Consider the following 18,598-nt stretch of genomic DNA (forward strand, 5'->3'; position numbering starts at 1 on the left):
CGGCTTCCAGCAGCGCCTTGATCGAGTTCTCCCCGATTTCCGGATCGCGACCTTCCAGAGCGGCCAGAGCCGAACCCTTGATGATCGGAATGTCGTCGCCCGGGTAGTCGTAGGACGACAGCAGCTCGCGCACTTCCATCTCGACCAGTTCCAGCAGTTCCGGATCGTCGACCTGGTCAACCTTGTTCATGTAGACGACCATGAACGGGATGCCGACCTGACGGCCCAGCAGGATGTGCTCGCGCGTCTGCGGCATCGGACCGTCAGCAGCGTTCACAACCAGGATCGCGCCGTCCATCTGCGCCGCGCCGGTGATCATGTTCTTCACATAGTCGGCGTGGCCGGGGCAGTCGACGTGCGCATAGTGACGCGTCGCGGTCTCGTACTCAACGTGCGTCGTCGAGATCGTGATGCCACGTGCTTTCTCTTCAGGGGCGTTGTCGATCTGATCGTAGCCCTTGAAGTCGCCGAAATAGCGCGTGATCGCCGCCGTCAGCGTGGTCTTGCCGTGGTCAACGTGGCCAATCGTGCCGATGTTGACGTGCGGTTTCGTACGTTCAAACTTTGCCTTTGCCATCATGGCCTCCTATCGTGGAGACCGCCCGCGCGACGGCCCCCGAGAAACATCCGCCGCGACTTATAAGCGCGCGTGGGAAAAATCAAGGGCGTGCAGCACGCAAGCGCATAATCCCTAGGTGGCGGAACCGGCTTCGCCCTGCCGCGTTCAGATGGCATATCCGGGCCCGCCAGACGTCGGGCCGGAAACCGCACCGGAGGAATCAATGAGCCTAATGAAATCCCTCGCACGGGTCGCCGCAGGTGTCATGCTTGCCAAGGGCATCGGCACCTATATGAAAAATCGCCAGCAGGGCGGCACAAGCTCGAAAGGTCAGGGCGGAATTCTGGGCGATCTGCTGCAGAACAACACCTCGTCGCAGGGCGGACGTCAGGCGGGCTCGGGTGGTCTCGGCGACGTGCTGGGTCAGGTGCTGGGCGGGCGCTCGGCAGGTGCAGGATCGGGCGCGCGCTATGGCGGGCCGAATTCGCGCGGCGCGCAGGGAGGTCTGGGTGGCATCCTTGACGACCTGACCTCCTCGCGGGTGCCGCAAAGCGGCCAGCGTTCGGGCGGTGCCCTTGGCGGCATTCTGGGGGGTGCAGCAGCCGGTGGCCTCGGCGGCATCCTGGGCGATCTGCTGGGCGGCGGCTCTCAGGCGCAGGCGCAGACGCGTCCGGGCACCTCGTCGGGCGGCGGTCTCGCGCAGCGTGATTCCCAGCCCTCGAATGACGCAAGCTTCGGTGAACTCTTCAACGATTCGGTCACAACCGGCAAGGAGCCTGAGGTCGCCCCGACCCCCGAGCAGAACGCCCTTGCGGGCCTGTTCCTGAAGGCGATGATTCAGGCCGCCAAATCCGACGGCACCATCGACGAGGCCGAAAAGGCCCGCCTGATGGAGGCCTTCGGCGACATCGATGAGGAAGACCGCGCCTTCATCCGCGAGCAGATGGCCGCGCCCGTCGACGCAAAGGCCCTGGCCGCCGAGACCCCGAAAGAGGCCGGTCCGCAGCTTTACCTGATGTCGCTGATGGCCATCGACTTCGACAATGAGCGTGAGGCGCAATACCTGCACACGCTGGCCGAGGCGCTTGGGCTTGACCGCGACACGGTGAACCAGATCCACGCCAAGGTCGGCGTGCAGAACCTTTACGCCTGATCGGTTCAGCATCGAAATCCACGCGGGGCGCGCCGGACAACATCTGCGCCCCGCGTTTTCGTCTGCAACGCTGCGGGCTTGGCTATTTCCGCCCGGACGTTTACTATTTGTTCCGTCAGACCGGGACAGGATATGGAAAACGGCGGCCCCACAGATCAGCTGGCACAAAAGGCGCAGCCCGAGGATGAAACCTCGCTCGGGACGATCCGCAAGATCATCCATGTCGATATGGACGCCTATTACGCCTCGATCGAGCAGCGCGACAATCCCGAGCTGCGGGGCGTCCCCGTCGCCGTGGGTGGCATCCAGCGCGGGGTGGTCGCCGCCGCCAGCTATGAGGCGCGGCGGTTTGGCGTGCGCTCGGCCATGCCCTCGAAGCGCGCGCTGCGGCTGTGCCCCGGCCTCGTCTTCGTCAAACCCCGCTTCGACGTCTATCGCGCTGTCAGCCGCCAAATCCGCGAGATCTTCGACAGCTACACCCCGCTGGTCGAGCCTTTGTCGCTGGACGAGGCCTATCTGGACGTGACCAACCACCTGAGCCCCGGCCAGACCGCGACCGAGATCGCCCGCGAAATCCGCGCCCGCATCCGTCAGACGACCGGGCTGACCGCCAGCGCGGGCGTCAGCTACAACAAGTTTCTGGCCAAGCTTGCCTCGGACCAGAACAAGCCCGACGGGCTTTGCGTCATCCCGCCCGAGCGTGGGCCTGAATTCGTCCTGACCCTGCCCGTCGGCAAGTTCCACGGCATCGGCCCCGCCACGGCGGCCAAGATGCAGGCCATGGACATCCACACCGGCGCGGATCTGCGCCAGCAGGAACTGGAGTTGCTGACCCGCCGCTTCGGGAAATCCGGGCGCTATTACTGGAACATCTCGCGCGGGATCGATCACCGCAGCGTCAGCCCCGACCGCACGCGCAAATCCATCGGCGCGGAGAACACCTATTTCGCCGATCTGATGACGCTGGATGAGGCGCATGAGGCGCTGGCCGCGCTGGCCGAAAAGGTCTGGCGGCACCTCAGCCGGAATGAGCTCCAGGGCCGGACGCTGACGGTCAAGGTCAAGTTCTCGGACTTCCGGCAGGTCACGCGGGCGCGCACCCTGCCCCATGCCGTGCGGGACGAGGCCGAGATGCTGGCGCTGGCCCGCGACCTTGCCGCGACCGTCCTGCCCGATCCGCGCGGCGCGCGGCTGCTGGGCATCACGATCTCAGGCTTCGAGGCTGAGGCCGAAGATCAAGGCGTGCAGCTGTCGCTGTTCTAGCGCTTGGTGTTACGCTTGGACGCGCGCCTCTCCGGCGGTCAGCGGGCCATTCATCCGGTCAAAGCGCAGATAGGCGATGGCGCGGCCGCCGGATTGGGTGAACAGCACCCCGGCCTCGCGCCCGTCCTCCATCAGGATCGGCGTGCCGGGTGTGGCCTCGCCCTCGACCGAAACGGTGCGCAGGCCCTTGCGCAGCTCGGTCTTGTGCTTCATCCGCGCGGTGACCTCCTGACCGACGAAACAACCCTTGCGGAAATCGACCCCGTTCAGCCGATCGAACCCCGCCTCCAGAATGAAGGTCTCGTTCGGGATCAGTTCGGCAAGGGTTTCGGGGATCGTATGCTCGACCCGGATCGCGTCCCAATCGGTGCCGTCATCCCCGCCCTCGGGGCCATAAAGCCGCCAACCCAAAGCCTCATGCCGGGGGTCGGCAATCGCGCCCTCGGGGGCCGGGCCGGTCCCGCGCGAGACCTGAATGTCGGTGGCCGCGATCTGCACGTCCGAGCGCAGCTTGTACATGCTGAGGCGGCGCAGCAGGTCATCGGCCAGCCGCTCGTCAATGTCGATCAGCAAGCGGTCACCATCCGGGATCACCAGAAAATCCGACAGGTATTTGCCCTGCGGCGTCAGCAGCGCGGACCAGCTTGGCCCATGCGCCACGTCATTCGTCACCAGCCCCTGCAGAAGCTGCACCCTGTCCTTGCCCGAGATCGCCAGTATCCGTCGCATCACTTGTCTCCGAATTGCAGCCGCACCAGCGCCGCATAGGCGCCGCCCGCCGCCATGAGTTGGTCATGGCTTCCCTGTTCGACAACCCGCCCGGCCTCGATCACGATGATCTTGTCGGCCCGGCGCACCGTCGACAGCCGGTGCGCGATGACCAGCGTCGTGCGGCCGACCGACAGTTCGTCCAGCGCCTGCTGGACCAGCCGCTCGGAGGCGGCATCCAGCGCGCTGGTCGCCTCATCCAGCAGCAAGACCGGCGAATCCCGCAAGATCGCGCGGGCAATCGCCACGCGCTGCCGCTGCCCGCCCGAAAGCGCCGAGCCACGCGGGCCCACCGGCGTCTCCAGCCCCTGCGGCAAGGCATCGGTGAAATCGGCGACATGGGCCGCGACGGTGGCGCGGCGCAGCGCGTCCTCATCGACGGGGTGCCCCAGCAGGATGTTTTCCATCAGCGTTTCGTCAAACAGCGCCGCATCCTGACTGACGGTTGAGAACTGATCGCGCAGCGTGCCCAGATCAAACTCGCGCAGCGGCACGCCGCCCAGCGTGATCTGCCCCGATTGCGCATCGACCATCCGCGTCAGCAGGTTGAAAACGGTCGACTTTCCCGCCCCCGAAGGCCCGACCAGCGCGGTCGTCTGGCCATCCTCGGCCACGAAGCTGAGACCGCGCAGCACCTCGGTTTCGTCATAGGACAGGCGCACGTCGTCAAAGCGGATCGTCGTGTCGGGCGGAGGCGCGCTGCGCGGGCCCGAGATGATGCTGGGGCGCATGTCCAGCACCGCATAGATCCGCTCCAGCGAGGCGGCCGCGATCTGCCAGGTTCCGGCCAGGCTGCCCAGCCTGCGCAGCGGCTGGAAGGCCAGCGCCATGGCGGTGAAGAAGGACATGAACTCGCCCACCGTCCGCTCACCCCGCGTGACCTCGGCCCCGCCAAGGGCCAGAACGCCGACAAAGCCGATGCCGGTGACGACATCAACCAGCGCGGGAACGGTCGCGCCGGTGGCGGACATCTTGATCTCGGCCCGGCGGATGCGGTCGACGATGGCCGAAAAACGGCTGTGCTGGTAATCCTCCATCCGGTTCAGCTTGACCGCGTTGATCCCGTGCAGGACCTCATCCAGCCGCGTTGCGCGCTGGCTGGCGTTGATGCGGTTCTGCCGCATCTTGCGGCGAATATAGCGCTGGACCAGCACGGTCGGCACGATCAGCAGGGGTGCGCCCACCAGCGCCGTCAGCGTCCACCACGGATCGACCGCAATCGCCACGCCGAACAGCGACAGCAGCGACACCAGATCGCGCCCCGCGCCCGAGATGAAGGTGGACCACACGCCCTGCACAGCGATGCTGTCGCCCTGCACGCGTTCGATCACCGCGCCGGGCGGGTTGTCCTGAAAGAAGCGCGAATCCAGCGTCATGATATGGCGCAGCAGATCGGCTTGCATCGTCGTCGACACCGAAAGCGAGACCGAGGTCATCAGGCTGCGGTTGACGATATAGGTGCCCGCCCGCAGCAGGAACAGCGCGAAGATCACGCCGCCCACCCACCAGATCGCACCGGTATCGCCGCCGACGAAGACCTGATCGAACAGCGGCTTCAGCATCCAGCTGAGCAGGCCCAGCGTCGAGCCCTCGATGATCAGGAAAAACAGCGCCAGCCCGATCCTTGCCCAATAGGGATGCAGATAGTCGCGCCACATCCGGGCGAACAGGTTTGCGGTGTTGTGTGATCGGTCGGGCATCGTCCCTCGGGCCAGCTTGCTGATCTGAAGGGATAAGCCGCGCGGGGGGCGGGGGCAAGTCGGGCTGCGGCGACCGTTGACCTTGCAACCGGCGCGGCATACCGATTCCGGATCAGCAGGCACGACCATTTGGCAAGGGAACCACCACATGAGCTTCGCACAGGGACGCCAGACCATCGCCATCCCCGGCCCCTCGCCCGTGCCCGAGCGCGTGCTGCGCGCCATGCACCGCCCCTCGCCCGACATCTATGGCGCGGAACTGGCCGAGGTGAACCTGCGCATGATTGCCCAGCTCAAGCGGCTGGCGGGGACGCGCGCGCATCTCGCCCCCTATATCGGCAACGGCCATGCCGGGTGGGAGGCCGCGAACACCAACCTCTTCAACCGCGGAGAGCTGGCGCTGGTGCTGACCTCGGGCCATTTCGGCCGGGGCTGGGCCGCCTCTGCCCGCGATCTGGGGATCGAGATCGAGGAAATGGATTTCGGCCCCACTGCCCCCGATCCGCAGCGGCTGGCCGACCGGCTGCGCGCCGATGCGGGCCATCGCATCAAGGCGGTGCTGGTCTGTCAGGTCGATACCGCGAGTTCCGTGCGCGCCGATATTCCCGCGCTGCGCGCCGCCATCGGCGATCATCCGGCGCTGTTTGCGGTCGATTCGATCGCCTCGCTGGGCTGCGAGCCGATGCTGATGGACGAATGGGGCGTCGATGTGCTGGTCTCGGCCAGCCAGAAGGGGCTGATGGTGCCGCCCGGCATGGCCTTCGTCTGGTTCTCGGACAAGGCGCGGGCCAAGGGGCGCACCGACCTGACCACGCCCTATTGGGGCTGGACCAGCCGTGCCGATGCGACCGAGCTTTGGCAGTTCTGGGGCGGCACGCCGCCGGTCCAGCATGTCTATGGCATGGCCGAGGCGATGGATATTTTGCTGGATGAAGAAGGGCTTGAGGCCGCATGGGCGCGCCATCTGGGTCTGGCCGAGGCCGTTTGGGCAGCGCTGGACGCCTGGGGTGCGGGCGGTCACGGCATCCGCGCCACCGTCGCCGATCCTGCTGCGCGGGGGCGTTCCGTCACCGCCGCGCAATTCCCGAACGCCACCGCGCTGCGCGAATGGACCGCCGCCAAGGCGGGGCTGACGCTGGGGCTGGGCCTCGGTGCCGAAGACCCGGACCGCGCGCTGCGCATCGCCCATATGGGCCATTGCAGCGCCCATCAGGTGCTGGGCGCGCTGGCCGTGATCGAGGCAGGCCTGCAGGCATTGGCCATCCCCCACGGCTCCGGCGCCATCGAGGCCGCCGCCAAGGTCATCGCCACGCGCGCCTGACCCCTTCCCCCTTGGGCCGAACGGGTGTCCGGGCGCAGATGCCGCGCGCCGGATCAACGGCGAATGGCCGCTGGTGAATAGTTGACAATTTTACATTGGTGTTCGATAGGGAAAAAAACCGCGGCATGCCAAAGCACCGCGCCTTGCGCGCCTTGCACCAGCCGCACGCGGTCCGAACCCTGATGCAAGATTGAGGACCGCCATGACTTTCCTGCCGGCGCAGCGCCCGACGCTCGGACTCGCACTGACCTTCGCCTGTCTGATGCTTACGCAACCGCTGCAGGCGCAGGAGACGACGCCGGGAACCCAGCCGCCCGCATCCGAGACCAGCACGCCGACGGCCCCCGAAGCAGCGACGACTACGCCCGCAGCCCCCGCCGCGACCACTCCCACGGCAACGACGCCCGCTGAGACCGCCCCTGCGGCAACCTCCTCCACCGAAGCAACTGCCCCGGCTGAAGCGCCTGCTGCAACCACGGCGACCGACGCGCCTGCTGCTGATCCTGCAGGAACCTCGACTTCGACCGCTCCGGCAGCCGCCTCGCAGCCTGCACCCACGGCAGATGCCCCTGCAGCATCCACGACAGCCGTCCCGGCCACGCCCGCCGCTGACACCCCCGCAACTGCGACGCCGAACGCCACGCCCGCAGAGCCTGCCGCCACTCCGGTGGTCGCTGAGGACAGCGCGCGCGACCCCAGCCTGCCGCACGACCTTTCGCCCATGGGCATGTTCATGGCGGCGGACTGGGTGGTGAAGGGCGTGATGATCGGCCTGGCCTTCGCCTCGGTCGTGACCTGGACGGTCTTTGTCGCCAAGCTTCTGGAGCTGTGGGGCGCCTCGCGCCGCGTCGGCACGGGCCTGCGCCGCATCCAGCATTCGGCCAGCCTGCCTGCCGCGCTGGCCTCCTCGGGCAAGCGCCGCGATCCGGTGTCGCGGATGATCCGTGCGGCCTCGACCGAATATGACCGCTCGGCCCCGGCGCTGGACGCAGCGGGCGATGACGGCGTCAAGGAACGCATCTCCTCGGAGCTTGAGCGCATTCAGGCGCAGGCCGGTCGCCGCATGGGTCGCGGCACGGGTGTTCTGGCCACCATCGGCTCAACCGCGCCTTTCGTCGGCCTGTTCGGCACTGTCTGGGGCATCATGAACAGCTTCATCGGCATTTCGGAATCGCAGACCACGAACCTCGCCATCGTCGCCCCCGGCATCGCCGAGGCGCTGCTGGCCACCGCCATCGGTCTGGTCGCGGCGATCCCGGCGGTCGTCATCTACAACGTCTTCGCGCGCGCGGTGACCGGCTACCGGATGCGTCTGGCCGATGCCGCCGCTGGCGTCGGGCGGCTGACCAGCCGTGACCTCGACTTCCGCACCCTCCGTCCGCAGGCAGGAGAGTAACCATGGCCGGTGGCATCCGCGAAGGCGCCGACGACGAACTGGCCGAGAACCACGAGATCAACGTCACCCCTTTCATCGACGTGATGCTGGTGCTGCTGATCATCTTCATGGTGGCCGCACCGCTGGCGACGGTCGATGTGAACGTCGACCTGCCGATCTCGAACGCGACCCCGGCGCAACGGCCCGACACGCCGATCTATGTCTCGGTGAAGCCCGACCTCACGCTGGCGCTTGGCAATGAAGACATCGCGCCGGACGGTCTGAAGGCGGCGCTGGAAAGCGCCACCGGCGGCGACCGGGAACAGCGCATCTTCCTGCGCGCCGATGAGTCGGTCAGCTATGGCGATCTGATGGGCGTGATGAATTCGCTGCGCGAGGCGGGCTATCTGAAGATCGCGCTGGTGGGGCTTGAGGCGACATCAGCCGCCCCTGCACCTGCAGCAGCCGCACCCGCAGCAGCCGACGCCGCCCCCGCCGGAGCGACGCAATGAGCGGTCGCGGCGCGGGTTTCCTGCGCGAAGGCGCGCTATGGGGGGCGGCAGCGGCCAGCGTCCTTGCGCTGCATGCGGCGGGCCTCTGGTGGCTCAACAATCGCGCCGAAGCCTCGGCGCTGCCCGGCATCCCCGAGGCGGTCTTCGTCGATCTGGCGCCCATCCCCGAGGCGGCCGCACCGCTGGCCGAAGAGGAATCGCAGGAACTGAGCGGCGCGGTTGAGCCGGAACCTGAGCCCGAACCTGAGCCCGAACCTGAGCCCGAACCCGAGCCGGAGCCTGAACCTGAGCCGGAGGTCGCGCTCGACCCGCTGCCGGAGCTGGAAGAGCTTCCCGACATGGCCACGCTGCTGCCGCCGCCGACCGATGCGGTGGTGCTGCAACGCTCGGCCCGTCCCCGCGCCCGGCCCGAGCGCCCCGAACCAGAGCCTGAACCCGAGGTCGCAGAACGACGCGAAGAGCGTCGGCGCGACGAACCCCGCCGCGAACACGCGCCCCAGCAGCAGGCCTCGCAGCGCGCGACGCAGGTTCAGGGCCAGCAATCGAACCGGACGGCTGCGCAAAGTGGCGGCGCCAATGCCAGCCCCGCCGCGAAGGCCTCATGGGCCCAGCAGATCCAGGGTCGCGTCACCCGGCATATGATGCGCACCAGACATGGCGCGCGGCGCGGCACGGTCTCGGGTGCACTGACACTGACGATCAGCTCGACCGGGCAGGTCACCAGTGTCAGCCTGACGCAATCCTCGGGGGATGCAAATGTCGACGCGGCACTCAGCCGTCAGGCCGGGCGAATGCCGCGCCTGGTCCCGCCGCCGTCGGGACAGACCGAAACCATACGGATCCCGTTCAGCGTCCAAACGCGCTAGGCCGGGATCGGCTCCAGCCCCAACTGCCCGGCCAGTCCGCGCACGGCGGCGGCCAGCCCATGCGCGTCGGCCTCGTGCTCCGAGTTGCGGCGCCAGACCACCGCCAGATCGCGCGAGGGCGCAGGGGCCGCAAACGGCACGATCCGCAGGCGCCCATCGCGATTTTCATCGGCCAGCGCCAGCTTCGGGATCAGCGTCATGCCCATGCCCGAGGCCACCATCCGCATCAGGGTGGCCATCGAGGTCGCCTCAAGGTTCAGGTGGTGGCGCTGCGCCTGCCGCAGCCCGCAGACCTCCAGCGCCTGATCACGCAGGCAATGCCCGTCGGCCAAGAGCAGCAACCGGTCGACAGCGATGGATTCGGGCTTGGCCGGACCCGACAGCACGGTCGTGTCATCTTCGGAAAGCGCGATCAGGAAGCGGTCGCGCAACACAGGCTCGGACAGCAGATCGGCCTGCCCGACTGGCAGCGCCATGATGCCGACATCCAGCTGCCGCTGGGCAATCCCCTCGATCAGGTCGTCGGTCACCAGCTCATGCAGTTCCAGCTGCAGCGCCTCGTGTTCGCGGCGCAGCTGGGGGATCAGATGCGGGATCATATAGGGCGCGACGGTCGGGATGATCCCCATGCGCAACCGCCCCGACAAAGGAATGCTGCGCGCGCGGGCCAGACTGCCCAGACGCTCGGCCGTTTCCAGAAGCTCGATGGCGACGGGCAGCAGCTTCTCACCCAGGGCCGTCAGCACGACCGGCGTATTGCCCGCGCCCCGGTCAAACAGAGCGCCGCCCAGCCGCCCCTCCAACTCGGCCACCTGGCTAGAGAGGCCGGGCTGCGAGACGTTGACGGTTTCCGCCGCGCGGCCGAAATGCCCGTGCCGGGCGACGGCAACGAAATAGGTGATCTGTCGAAGTGTGAAATTCATCGGCGCAGATTATCACACCCGCACCTCGCAACAAGTCACCGTTATCGCGCGCGCCTATTCGGCGAAGGGCACGCGGCTGACCAGCAGCTTGTCGATGCGGCGACCGTCCATATCGATCACCTCGATCCGCCAGCCCTGCCAGTTCACGACATGGCCCGCCTGCGGCAGCTCGCCCGCGATGTCCAGCACCAGCCCCGCGACGGTCGAGAAATCATGTTGATCCTCATCCAGCGAGACCCCGAGGCGGTGGGCGAACTCATCGACCGGCATCCAGCCCGCGACCAGCAGGCTGCCATCCTCACGCTCGACCACCTTCGGCTCGTCGTCGTCGAAACCGGCGAATTCTCCGGTGATCGCTTCCAGCACGTCCATCGGCGTCACCACGCCTTCGAAATGGCCGTATTCGTCATAGACCAGCAGCATCTGCCCCTGCGAGGCCCGCAGCCGAGAGATGACCTCGGGCGCGTCCAGCGTCTCGGGGATGATGGGCGCGGGATGCATCACCTTGCGCAGATCGAAATCCTGCATCTTGCCCGCGCTCAGCAGGTCGGTCGTCGCCACGACGCCGATCAGGTTGTTCGGGTCGCCGTCGCTGACCGGCAAGCGGGTGCGGTGGGAATCGCGGAACTTGCGGATGATTGCGGGATAGCTGTCGGCCAGGTCGATGGCCTCAATCTCGCGCCGGGGGGTCATCAGCCCCCGCGCGGTGCGGTCGGCGATGCGCATGACGCCGGCGATCATCTCGGTCTCGGCGCGGTGCATGACGCCGGCGTTTTCGGCCTCGGCGATGACGAGACGGATTTCCTCGTCGCTGATGCCGCTGTCATTGTCGCCGGTCTGCCGCAACAGCGCCAGCACCATCTTGCCCGAGCGGTCCAGAAACCAGACCAGCGGCGCGGCAATGCGCGACAAAAGCAGCATGAAGGGCGCGACCCGCGCGGCCACACGCTCGGGCGCGCCAAGAGCGATCTGTTTGGGGACCAGCTCACCCACGATCAGCGACAGATAGGTGATGGCGACGACCACGCCGCCCATGCCCAAGGGCTGCGCCAGCGATGGCGGCACGCCCATGCCCGGCAGCGCAGCGGCAAGGCGCGCGCCCAGCGTGGCACCCGAAAACGCGCCCGACAGGACCCCCACCAGCGTAATGCCTATCTGCACCGAGGACAGGAACCGGCCCGGATTTTCCGCCAGCCGGATCGCTGTCGCCGCGCCCAGGTTCCCCTTGTCGGCCAGCACTTTCAGCCGCGCGGTGCGCGCCGAAACGATGGCAAGTTCGGACATCGCCAACAAACCGTTGAACAAGGTCAGCAGGACAACAACTGCTATTTCAATCCACATGGGTCCCGCTCAGGAGAAAGCGCTCATAATGATAAAGGCGGCCGCTTTCAGCAACGCATAGACGACTCCGGCCACGATGAACAGAGAAACGACACCCGTCGCCCCGCCGATGGCTACCCAGAGCCCGTCCCGCTGCAAGAGCCCTAGCGCCATCAGGCTGATCGCCAGCGCAGGCAGCATGTTGCCCAAGGGAACCGGCAGCGTCAGGATGATCGACAGAAGCAGGCAGAACGCGCCCACGACATGCTCGGCCCGCCGGTTCGCCAGCAGGTAAAAGCGCGGGCGCAGCAGCCGCTCGACCCGCGCCAGCAGCGGCGCGATGCGGTCGACCATCGCCGCCAGATCCTCGCGCATCAGCGAGCGTTCGGCGATCAGATTGGGCAGCCAGGGCTTCTTGCCCATCATCAGCTGGAAGGTCAGATAGACCAGCGGCAGGCCCAGCACGGTCGACAGCCCCGGCGGGCCCGGCACGACATTCGGGGCCGCGAACAGCAGGATCAGCCCGGTCAGCGCACGCCCCGGCATCATCGCCATCAGATCGCGAACCGAGATCCGTTCACGGCTGTTGTCGGCGGCGATGGTGGTCAGGATCTGCGACAGGCGCTTCCTCGGCGCGCGCCTGCGGATGCGACGTGGACGCGCCGCCAGCGCCGGATCGCTGTCGTCCAGATCAGCGTGAGAGGCCGGAGAATCGTCATCAGCCGGATCATGCGGGTCTGGCTGTTCCGGCTTGGTCGACACGTCCATCCCTTTCGAATACGGCGCGCGGCACCGGCTGGTCCGTCCTGCGGGGGAACTGTAAAACCCGTGCGACAGTTTCCATTGATCGCGATAAGTTCAGCGGCCCATCGGACGACCGGCTGCATCGACAGCAAGCGGATTTCAGGACGCACCCGTCCGCCCGAGGCGGCGGGGGCGGAATTTCAAGGATCGGATTATCATGAACAGAAAGCTTGTCGTCATCGGAGCACTGGCCATCGTCGCGGGCGTGGGAATGTGGTTCTGGTGGCGACACAGCGCCCTGCACCCGTCCACCGATGACGCCTATCTGACCGCCAATATCGTGACCGTGGTGCCGCAGATCGGCGGCAAGGTGGTGCAGGTCGACGTGATCGAGAACCAGCGCATCGCCGCCGGGGACGCCCTTTTCACCATCGAGGACACCGAGATGCAGGCCGCCGTCGCCGCAGCGCAGGCGCGGCTGGACATTGCGATGCAGGGCACGGGCGTCTCGGACGCCGATATCTCGCAGGCCGAGGCACGGCTGGCGGCAGCGCGCGCCAATCAGTCGAACGCCCAGCTGACCTACGACCGGCAGGGCGCGTTGTTTGCCAAGGGCGATGTCGCCCGCGCGGCGCTGGATCAGGCGCAAGCGCAGCTGGACGTCACCATCGCCGAGGTCGCCGCCGCCGAGGCCTCGCTGAAGGCTGCGCGCGACCAGCACGGCTCCAGCGGCGCGGACAATGCCCAGGTGCGCGCCGCGCAGGCCGAGCTGGATCAGGCCAAGCTGTCGCTGGGCTATGCCCGCGTCATCGCGCCGACCAGCGGCTGGGCCGCCAATATCACGCTGCGCCCGGGTCAGGTGGTCAGCGACGGGCAGCAGCTTTTCTCGATCGTCGAGGACAATGGCTGGTGGATCGAGGCGAATTTCAAGGAAACCGACCTTGACCGCATCCGCCCGGGTCAGCCCGCCACGGTGACCGTCGACATGTATCCGAACCTGCGGCTGAAGGGGCATGTGGACAGCATCGGCGCGGGCTCGGGGGCCAGCTTTTCGCTGCTGCCGCCCGAGAACGCCTCGGGCAACTGGGTCAAGGTGACGCAGCGCTTCCCGGTGCGGGTGGCGCTGGATGAGGCGCCCTCGGACCCGGCGCTGCAGTTGCGCACGGGCGCGTCGACCACGGTGACGGTCGACACGACCGGCGGGCAGCCATAGCGGCGGGCGCAGCAAAATGTCGGGCGAACAGGTCAAATGGGGTGTCGTGGTCGCGGTCGTGATGACCGCCGTTCTTGAGGTGCTGGACAGCACCATCGTGAACGTCGCCCTGCCCCATATGAAGGCCGCGTTCGGCATCACCAGCGACCAGACGGTCTGGATCCTGACCAGCTATATCGTCTCGGCGGTGGCGGCGATGCCACTGACCGGGCTGATGGCGCGCCGCTTTGGGCGCAGGCGGCTGATCATGACGGCGATCATCGGCTTTGCGGCCTCCTCGGCGCTGTGTGGCGCGGCGCTGAATATCGAGATGATGGTGCTGTGCCGCATCCTGCAGGGCCTGTTCGGCGCCTTCCTGATCCCGCTGTCGCAGTCGATCCTGTTCGACAGCTTCCCCGGCGAAAAGCGCGGGCAGGCCATGGCCATGTTCGGGCTGGGCGTGGTCGTAGCCCCCGTGCTGGGTCCGACCATCGGCGCAATCCTGACCGAGCATTTCAGCTGGCGCGCCGTCTTCTATGTCAACCTGCCGATCGCCGCTTTCGCCCTGTCGCTGATGGCGGGCGGGTTGCCGAAGGAAGAGCCAAAGGACGTGCCCATCGACTGGACCGGGCTGACGCTGCTGATCCTGACCGTGGGCGGGTTGCAGATGATGCTGGATCTGGGCGAAAGCCGCGACTGGTTCTCGTCGCATTTCATCCAGCTTTGCCTGCTGATTTTTGTTTTCGCGGGCGTGGCCTTCATCGCGCATGGCTATGGCAATGCGCGGAATGTGGTCGATCTGTCGCTGTTTTCCGACCGCAGCTTTGCCGCCGCCAATATCGCGATGATGGGCTTCGGCCTTGCGATGTTCGGCACGCTCGCCATCCTTCCGCTGTTCGTGCAGGGGCTTCTGGGCTTCGACGTCCTGAACGCGGGCTATCTGTTCATGCCGCGCGGGCTGGCCGCCGGGGCGACCATGGTCATCACCGGGTCGCTGCTGCTGAGGCTCTTCGATCCGCGTCTGCTGGTGGCGGTGGGGCTGGTGATGACGGGCCTTGGCAACCTGCAGCTTGCGGGGCTGAACCTCAATGCCGGGTTCTGGGATCTGGCCTGGCCCGGCGTCACCTCGGGGATCGGGATGGGGCTTTTCTTCGTGCCGATGTCGACTGTCGCCTTCCAGAACATCAGCCGCGAGCGGCAGGACGAGGCCTCGGGGCTTTACGGGGTGATCCGGCAGGTCGGCAGCTCGGTCGGCATCGCCATCGCGGGCTGGCAGATCTCATCGCGCGCGCAGATCCATTGGAGCGATCTTGGCGCCCATATCACCGCCGTCAGCCCGCAGGCACAGGCCTGGGCGCAGCAGATGGGCCTGCCGCTGGTCAGCCCCGAGACCGCCGCCCGCATGGGCCAGATCGTTGCCCAGCAGGCGCAGATGCTGGCCTTCCGCGACGTGTTCCTGCTGACCGGCTGGGGCGCGTTCGCGATGCTGCCGGTGGTCTTTCTGATGCAGCGCCCAAGGCATGGGGCCGGCGCACCGGCCCCGGCGCATTAGTCGCGCCAGTCCTCGAGTGCGGCGACAAAGGCCGACAGCCAGCCATTCGCCTGATGCGCGTCCAGCGCGCGGTGGTCGATCGACAGCGACACATAGGCCATCGGCCGGATCTGGATGGTGTCGACGCCGCCTGCCTCGCGCACGACAACGCGCTTTTCCAGCCTGCCGACGCCCAGGATCGCGACCTGCGGCTGGTTGATGATGATGGGCGCGGCAAACAGCGACCCCGAAACCCCGTGGTTCGAGATGGTGAAGCTGCCGCCCCGCACATCCTCGGGGCGCAGATGGCCGTCGCGGGCCCGCGTCGTCGCATCCTGAAGCGAGGCGGCGACGCCCGACAACGACAGATCCTGCACGCGGCGGATGACCGGGACGACCAGCCCCTTGTCGCCCAGCGCCGTGCCGATGCCGATGTTGATGTCGCCGAACATCTCCAGCCGGTCGTCGTGCCAGCGGGCGTTCACCTGCGGCACCGCTGCCATGGCGCGGGCCGAGGCCGCCAGCAGATAGGCCGTATAGGTCAGCGCGATGCCCTGCTGCGCCATTGCGGCCTTGTGGCGGGCGCGATGGGCGATGATGGCGCTGAAATCGGCCTCGAACACGGCGGTGACATGGGGCGCTTCGGTCACCGACTTCAGCATGTTGCGGGCAATCGCCTGACGCATGGAATCGTGCGGGACCGAGGTGCTGCGCCCATTCGCCGGGTCCGGCGTCGAGGGCTGCGGCTGCACCGCCGGGGCCATGGCCACCGGCTCGGCAGCGCGGGGCGCACGGGCCGCGCGTTCAACATCGGCCAGCGTCAGCCGCCCGTCGCGGCCCGTTCCGCGCAGGCTGCGGGGGTCCATGCCGGTTTCGGCCAGTGCTTTGCGCACGGCGGGTGAAAACCAGCCCGAGCGGTCCTTGCCCGCAGGCTGCGCCACCTCCCGCGCCGCATCATCGCTGGCCTCGGGTACGGGTGCAGGCGTCGCCATTTCTTCGACCGGACGCAGCCGGGCCAGGACCTGACCGGGCTTCGCCTCATCGCCCTTTGACAGAAGGATTTCGGCCACCACGCCCTCGGCGGGCGCGGGCACCTCGACCGAGACCTTGTCGGTCTCAAGCTCGACCAGCGGGTCGTTCAGCGCAACCCGGTCGCCCACCTGCCGCAGCCAGCCCGAGACGACGGCGGTCGTGCCTTCCTGCTCCAGCGGAACCATCACGTCGATCATCAGAACTCCATCATCTCTTGCAGGCGGGCGCGGATCTGGCTGACCGAGGGCAGCACATGCTCCAGCATCACCGGGCTATAGGGGCTGGGGACGTCGGGCATGGTCAGCCGCTCGACCGGGGCGTCGAGGAACTGGAAACCCTCCGAGGCGACGGTCGCCGCGATCTCGGCCCCGAACCCGGCGCTGCGCAGATCCTCATGCACGATCAGGCAGCGATGCGTGCGCGAGACGGATGCCAGCACCGCCTCACGGTCCCAGGGCGAGAGCGTCCGCAGGTCCAAGAGGTCGACGGGCAGGTCGCGCGTGGCCTCATCACAGCGCTCGACCATGCCGCCCCAGGTCACGACGGTCGCGCGGTCGCCGCGCCGTATGAACCGCGCCTTGCCGAAGGGCAGCGCGAAATCATTGCCGGGCCAGGGACGCCGCGCCCAGGAATGGTCCAGCATCGCGCGATGCTCCAGAAACATCACCGGATCGTTGCCGCGCAGCGCCGTGCGCAGAAGGCCCACCGCATCCTCGGCATTCGAGGGTACGGCGACGCGCCAGCCCGGCGCGTGCAGGAACGCCACCTCATTCGTCTGGCTGTGGCAGGGGTCGCCGCTTTTGAAGAAGCCCACCGGCATGCGCACGACCATGGGCGCGGCAAAGCGGTTGTTCGTCCGCCAACGCAGCGAGCCGCAATCGTTGATCTGCTCGGTCGCGGGTTCGGCATATTTGCGGAACTGGATCTCGGGCACGGGCAGCAGACCGGCCAGCGACATGCCGACGGCGCGGCCGATAATGCCCTCTTCCGAAAGCGAGGTGTCGAAGACGCGGTCGGTGCCGAATTTCTCCTGCATGCCCAGCGTGACGGCATGGACGCCGCCCTTCTGGCCGACATCCTCGCCAAAGATCACCATGCGGTTGTTGCGCGCCATTTCCTGATCCAGCACGCGGCGGATGGTGGTGACCATGTTGATGCGCTGGCCTTCCGGCGCGGGCTGGTCGGTCGAGGGGACCATCTCGCCCCGCAGGCAGCCGCCGACCTGCTGCATCTCTCCGTCATAGAAAACGTGGCGCAGGACCGATGCGCCTTTCGCCGGGGGCCGCGCCTCGGCCGCCTCGCGCGCGGCTTCGACCTCGGTCGCGGCGGTGACCAGCACCTGGTCCCATTCCGCCTGCGTCATCACCGAGGGCACCAGATAATTCTGCAGCTTCGGCCAGGGATCGCGGGCGTTTTCGGCGGCGATCACCTTTTCGGATTTATAGGTCTGGGTGTCCTGGAAGCTGTGCCCCTCCAGCCGGGGCACGGTCAGGCGCAGCATCGCGGGCGCGCGCCCCTTGCGGACATGGGCCACGGCCTCGGCGGTCAGGCGCGCAGCCTCGGCCGGGTCGGTGCCGTCGCCTTCGAAGATCGTCAGCCCCTGCCAGCCAGAGAGGTTCGCAGCAATATTGCCGTTCGGCGTCTGCAGCGTCGACGGGACCGAGATGCCGTAGCCATTGTCCTCGATATAGAACAGCATCGGCAGGCGCAGCGTCGTCGCCATCACCAGCGAGGCCCAGAAACCATTCGCCGCGACCGAGCCATCGCCACCCAGCACCACGCCAATCGAATCCCCATGCGGGGCCGAGCCCATGACATCGGCGTAATAGTTCAGCGCCTGCGCCCAGCCCGCCGTGGGGGTGTATTGCGTCCCGACGCCGCCCGACATCGGCAGCGCCATAGCGCCCTTCTGCGTCGGATAGTTGAACACCACCCCGATGTCGCGCCCGTCCGAATAGCCGCCCTCGCGCGCCATGGCCGAGCCAAGCGCCTCAACCGGCGGCACACCAATCGACAAGAGCAACGGACGCGAGCGGTAATAGCCGCAAAGCGCGTCATGCGCCCCGGTCAGTTGCAGCCCCAGAAGCACCTGCGCCATGTCATGGCCGCGCGCCGAGAACTGGTAATGGATCTTTTTCTCGGGGACGAGCCGCGTCTCTTCAAGCTCGTCCAGCGCGCGGCTGACAGCCACATGGCGCACGACCGCGCGCCAGTCGATGGCGGCCGAGGGGGCGTTGCGGCGCAGGATCTGCGTGGCGGCTTGTCCCATGATCTACATCCTTCAGTCGAAACCCTTTCGAACAGTTTGCGCGCATCGGGGCAAAAATGCGTTTCACATC

Annotated in this window: 16 protein-coding genes; 8 read left to right on the forward strand and 8 right to left on the reverse strand. The window is 67.3% G+C overall.

The window, feature by feature from the left end; all coding sequences use genetic code 11:
- Positions 1-577 (reverse strand): GTP-binding protein (locus IQ24_RS09165; protein WP_145397879.1); only part of this gene is annotated, 577 nt, incomplete at its 3' end.
- A 205-nt stretch (positions 578-782) separates the two neighbouring features.
- Here IQ24_RS09165 and IQ24_RS09170 point away from each other — a divergent pair.
- Positions 783-1,712: a DUF533 domain-containing protein gene (locus IQ24_RS09170; protein ID WP_145397656.1), complete on the forward strand. Its 930-nt coding sequence runs from the start codon at positions 783-785 to the stop codon at positions 1,710-1,712.
- A 132-nt stretch (positions 1,713-1,844) separates the two neighbouring features.
- A complete protein-coding gene (gene dinB, locus IQ24_RS09175; protein ID WP_145397657.1) occupies positions 1,845-2,975 on the forward strand; it encodes a DNA polymerase IV in 1,131 nt (376 codons plus the stop codon).
- 9 nt (positions 2,976-2,984) lie between these two features.
- On the opposite strand, the gene ygfZ is transcribed toward dinB, so the two are convergent.
- Both ygfZ and IQ24_RS09185 read right to left on the reverse strand, forming a co-directional pair.
- Positions 2,985-3,704, reverse strand: a complete 720-nt coding sequence (ygfZ, locus tag IQ24_RS09180; RefSeq protein ID WP_145397658.1) for a CAF17-like 4Fe-4S cluster assembly/insertion protein YgfZ — start codon at positions 3,702-3,704, stop codon at positions 2,985-2,987.
- Entirely contained in the window at positions 3,704-5,443 is a 1,740-nt protein-coding gene (locus IQ24_RS09185) for an ABC transporter ATP-binding protein (RefSeq protein WP_145397659.1), read from the reverse strand. The genes ygfZ and IQ24_RS09185 overlap by 1 nt, the downstream gene beginning before the upstream one ends.
- 148 nt (positions 5,444-5,591) lie before the next feature.
- On the opposite strand from IQ24_RS09185, the gene IQ24_RS09190 reads away from it, so the two are divergent.
- The 4 genes from IQ24_RS09190 (at position 5,592) to IQ24_RS09205 (ending at position 9,517) form a co-directional block, all read left to right on the forward strand.
- Positions 5,592-6,764 (forward strand): pyridoxal-phosphate-dependent aminotransferase family protein, encoded by a 1,173-nt coding sequence (locus IQ24_RS09190; RefSeq protein WP_145397660.1) that lies wholly within the window; start codon positions 5,592-5,594, stop codon positions 6,762-6,764.
- A gap of 202 nt (positions 6,765-6,966) precedes the next feature.
- Positions 6,967-8,160: a tonB-system energizer ExbB gene (gene exbB, locus IQ24_RS09195; protein ID WP_145397661.1), complete on the forward strand. Its 1,194-nt coding sequence runs from the start codon at positions 6,967-6,969 to the stop codon at positions 8,158-8,160.
- Positions 8,161-8,162: 2 nt separating this feature from the next.
- Entirely contained in the window at positions 8,163-8,651 is a 489-nt protein-coding gene (gene exbD / locus IQ24_RS09200) for a TonB system transport protein ExbD (RefSeq protein WP_145397662.1), read from the forward strand.
- The gene (locus IQ24_RS09205; RefSeq protein WP_145397663.1) at positions 8,648-9,517 is read left to right on the forward strand and encodes an energy transducer TonB family protein; all 870 of its coding nucleotides are present in this window, start codon (positions 8,648-8,650) and stop codon (positions 9,515-9,517) included. Before exbD ends, IQ24_RS09205 begins: the two co-directional genes overlap by 4 nt.
- Here the strand turns inward: IQ24_RS09205 and IQ24_RS09210 are convergent.
- Genes IQ24_RS09210 through IQ24_RS09220 form a run of 3 tightly spaced genes read right to left on the reverse strand, consistent with a single transcriptional unit; the run spans position 9,514 to position 12,528 of the window.
- Positions 9,514-10,440, reverse strand: a complete 927-nt coding sequence (locus tag IQ24_RS09210; RefSeq protein WP_145397664.1) for a hydrogen peroxide-inducible genes activator — start codon at positions 10,438-10,440, stop codon at positions 9,514-9,516. The genes IQ24_RS09205 and IQ24_RS09210 overlap by 4 nt on opposite strands.
- Before the next feature lie 54 nt (positions 10,441-10,494).
- Positions 10,495-11,781: a hemolysin family protein gene (locus tag IQ24_RS09215; RefSeq protein WP_145397665.1), complete on the reverse strand. Its 1,287-nt coding sequence runs from the start codon at positions 11,779-11,781 to the stop codon at positions 10,495-10,497.
- Between the two features lie 9 nt (positions 11,782-11,790).
- A complete protein-coding gene (locus IQ24_RS09220; protein WP_145397666.1) occupies positions 11,791-12,528 on the reverse strand; it encodes an exopolysaccharide biosynthesis protein in 738 nt (245 codons plus the stop codon).
- A 193-nt stretch (positions 12,529-12,721) separates the two neighbouring features.
- Between IQ24_RS09220 and IQ24_RS09225 the strand changes: the two genes are divergently transcribed.
- On the forward strand, positions 12,722-13,717 hold the full coding sequence (locus tag IQ24_RS09225; protein ID WP_242008033.1) for an HlyD family secretion protein: 996 nt from the start codon (positions 12,722-12,724) through the stop codon (positions 13,715-13,717).
- 16 nt (positions 13,718-13,733) lie between these two features.
- Positions 13,734-15,248, forward strand: coding sequence for a DHA2 family efflux MFS transporter permease subunit (locus IQ24_RS09230; RefSeq protein WP_145397668.1), 1,515 nt, complete (start codon positions 13,734-13,736; stop codon positions 15,246-15,248).
- Here IQ24_RS09230 and IQ24_RS09235 read toward each other — a convergent pair.
- Both IQ24_RS09235 and IQ24_RS09240 read right to left on the reverse strand, forming a co-directional pair.
- Complete coding sequence (locus IQ24_RS09235) at positions 15,245-16,456, reverse strand: dihydrolipoamide acetyltransferase family protein (RefSeq protein WP_145397669.1); 1,212 nt, start codon at positions 16,454-16,456, stop codon at positions 15,245-15,247. The two genes, IQ24_RS09230 and IQ24_RS09235, sit on opposite strands and share 4 nt — an antisense overlap.
- The gene (locus tag IQ24_RS09240) at positions 16,456-18,528 is read right to left on the reverse strand and encodes a transketolase C-terminal domain-containing protein (protein ID WP_145397670.1); all 2,073 of its coding nucleotides are present in this window, start codon (positions 18,526-18,528) and stop codon (positions 16,456-16,458) included. The genes IQ24_RS09235 and IQ24_RS09240 overlap by 1 nt, the downstream gene beginning before the upstream one ends.
- Positions 18,529-18,598: the final 70 nt, after the last annotated feature.

The sequence above is a fragment of the Paracoccus sulfuroxidans genome (genome assembly GCF_007830335.1).
Classification (GTDB): Bacteria; Pseudomonadota; Alphaproteobacteria; order Rhodobacterales; family Rhodobacteraceae; genus Paracoccus; species Paracoccus sulfuroxidans.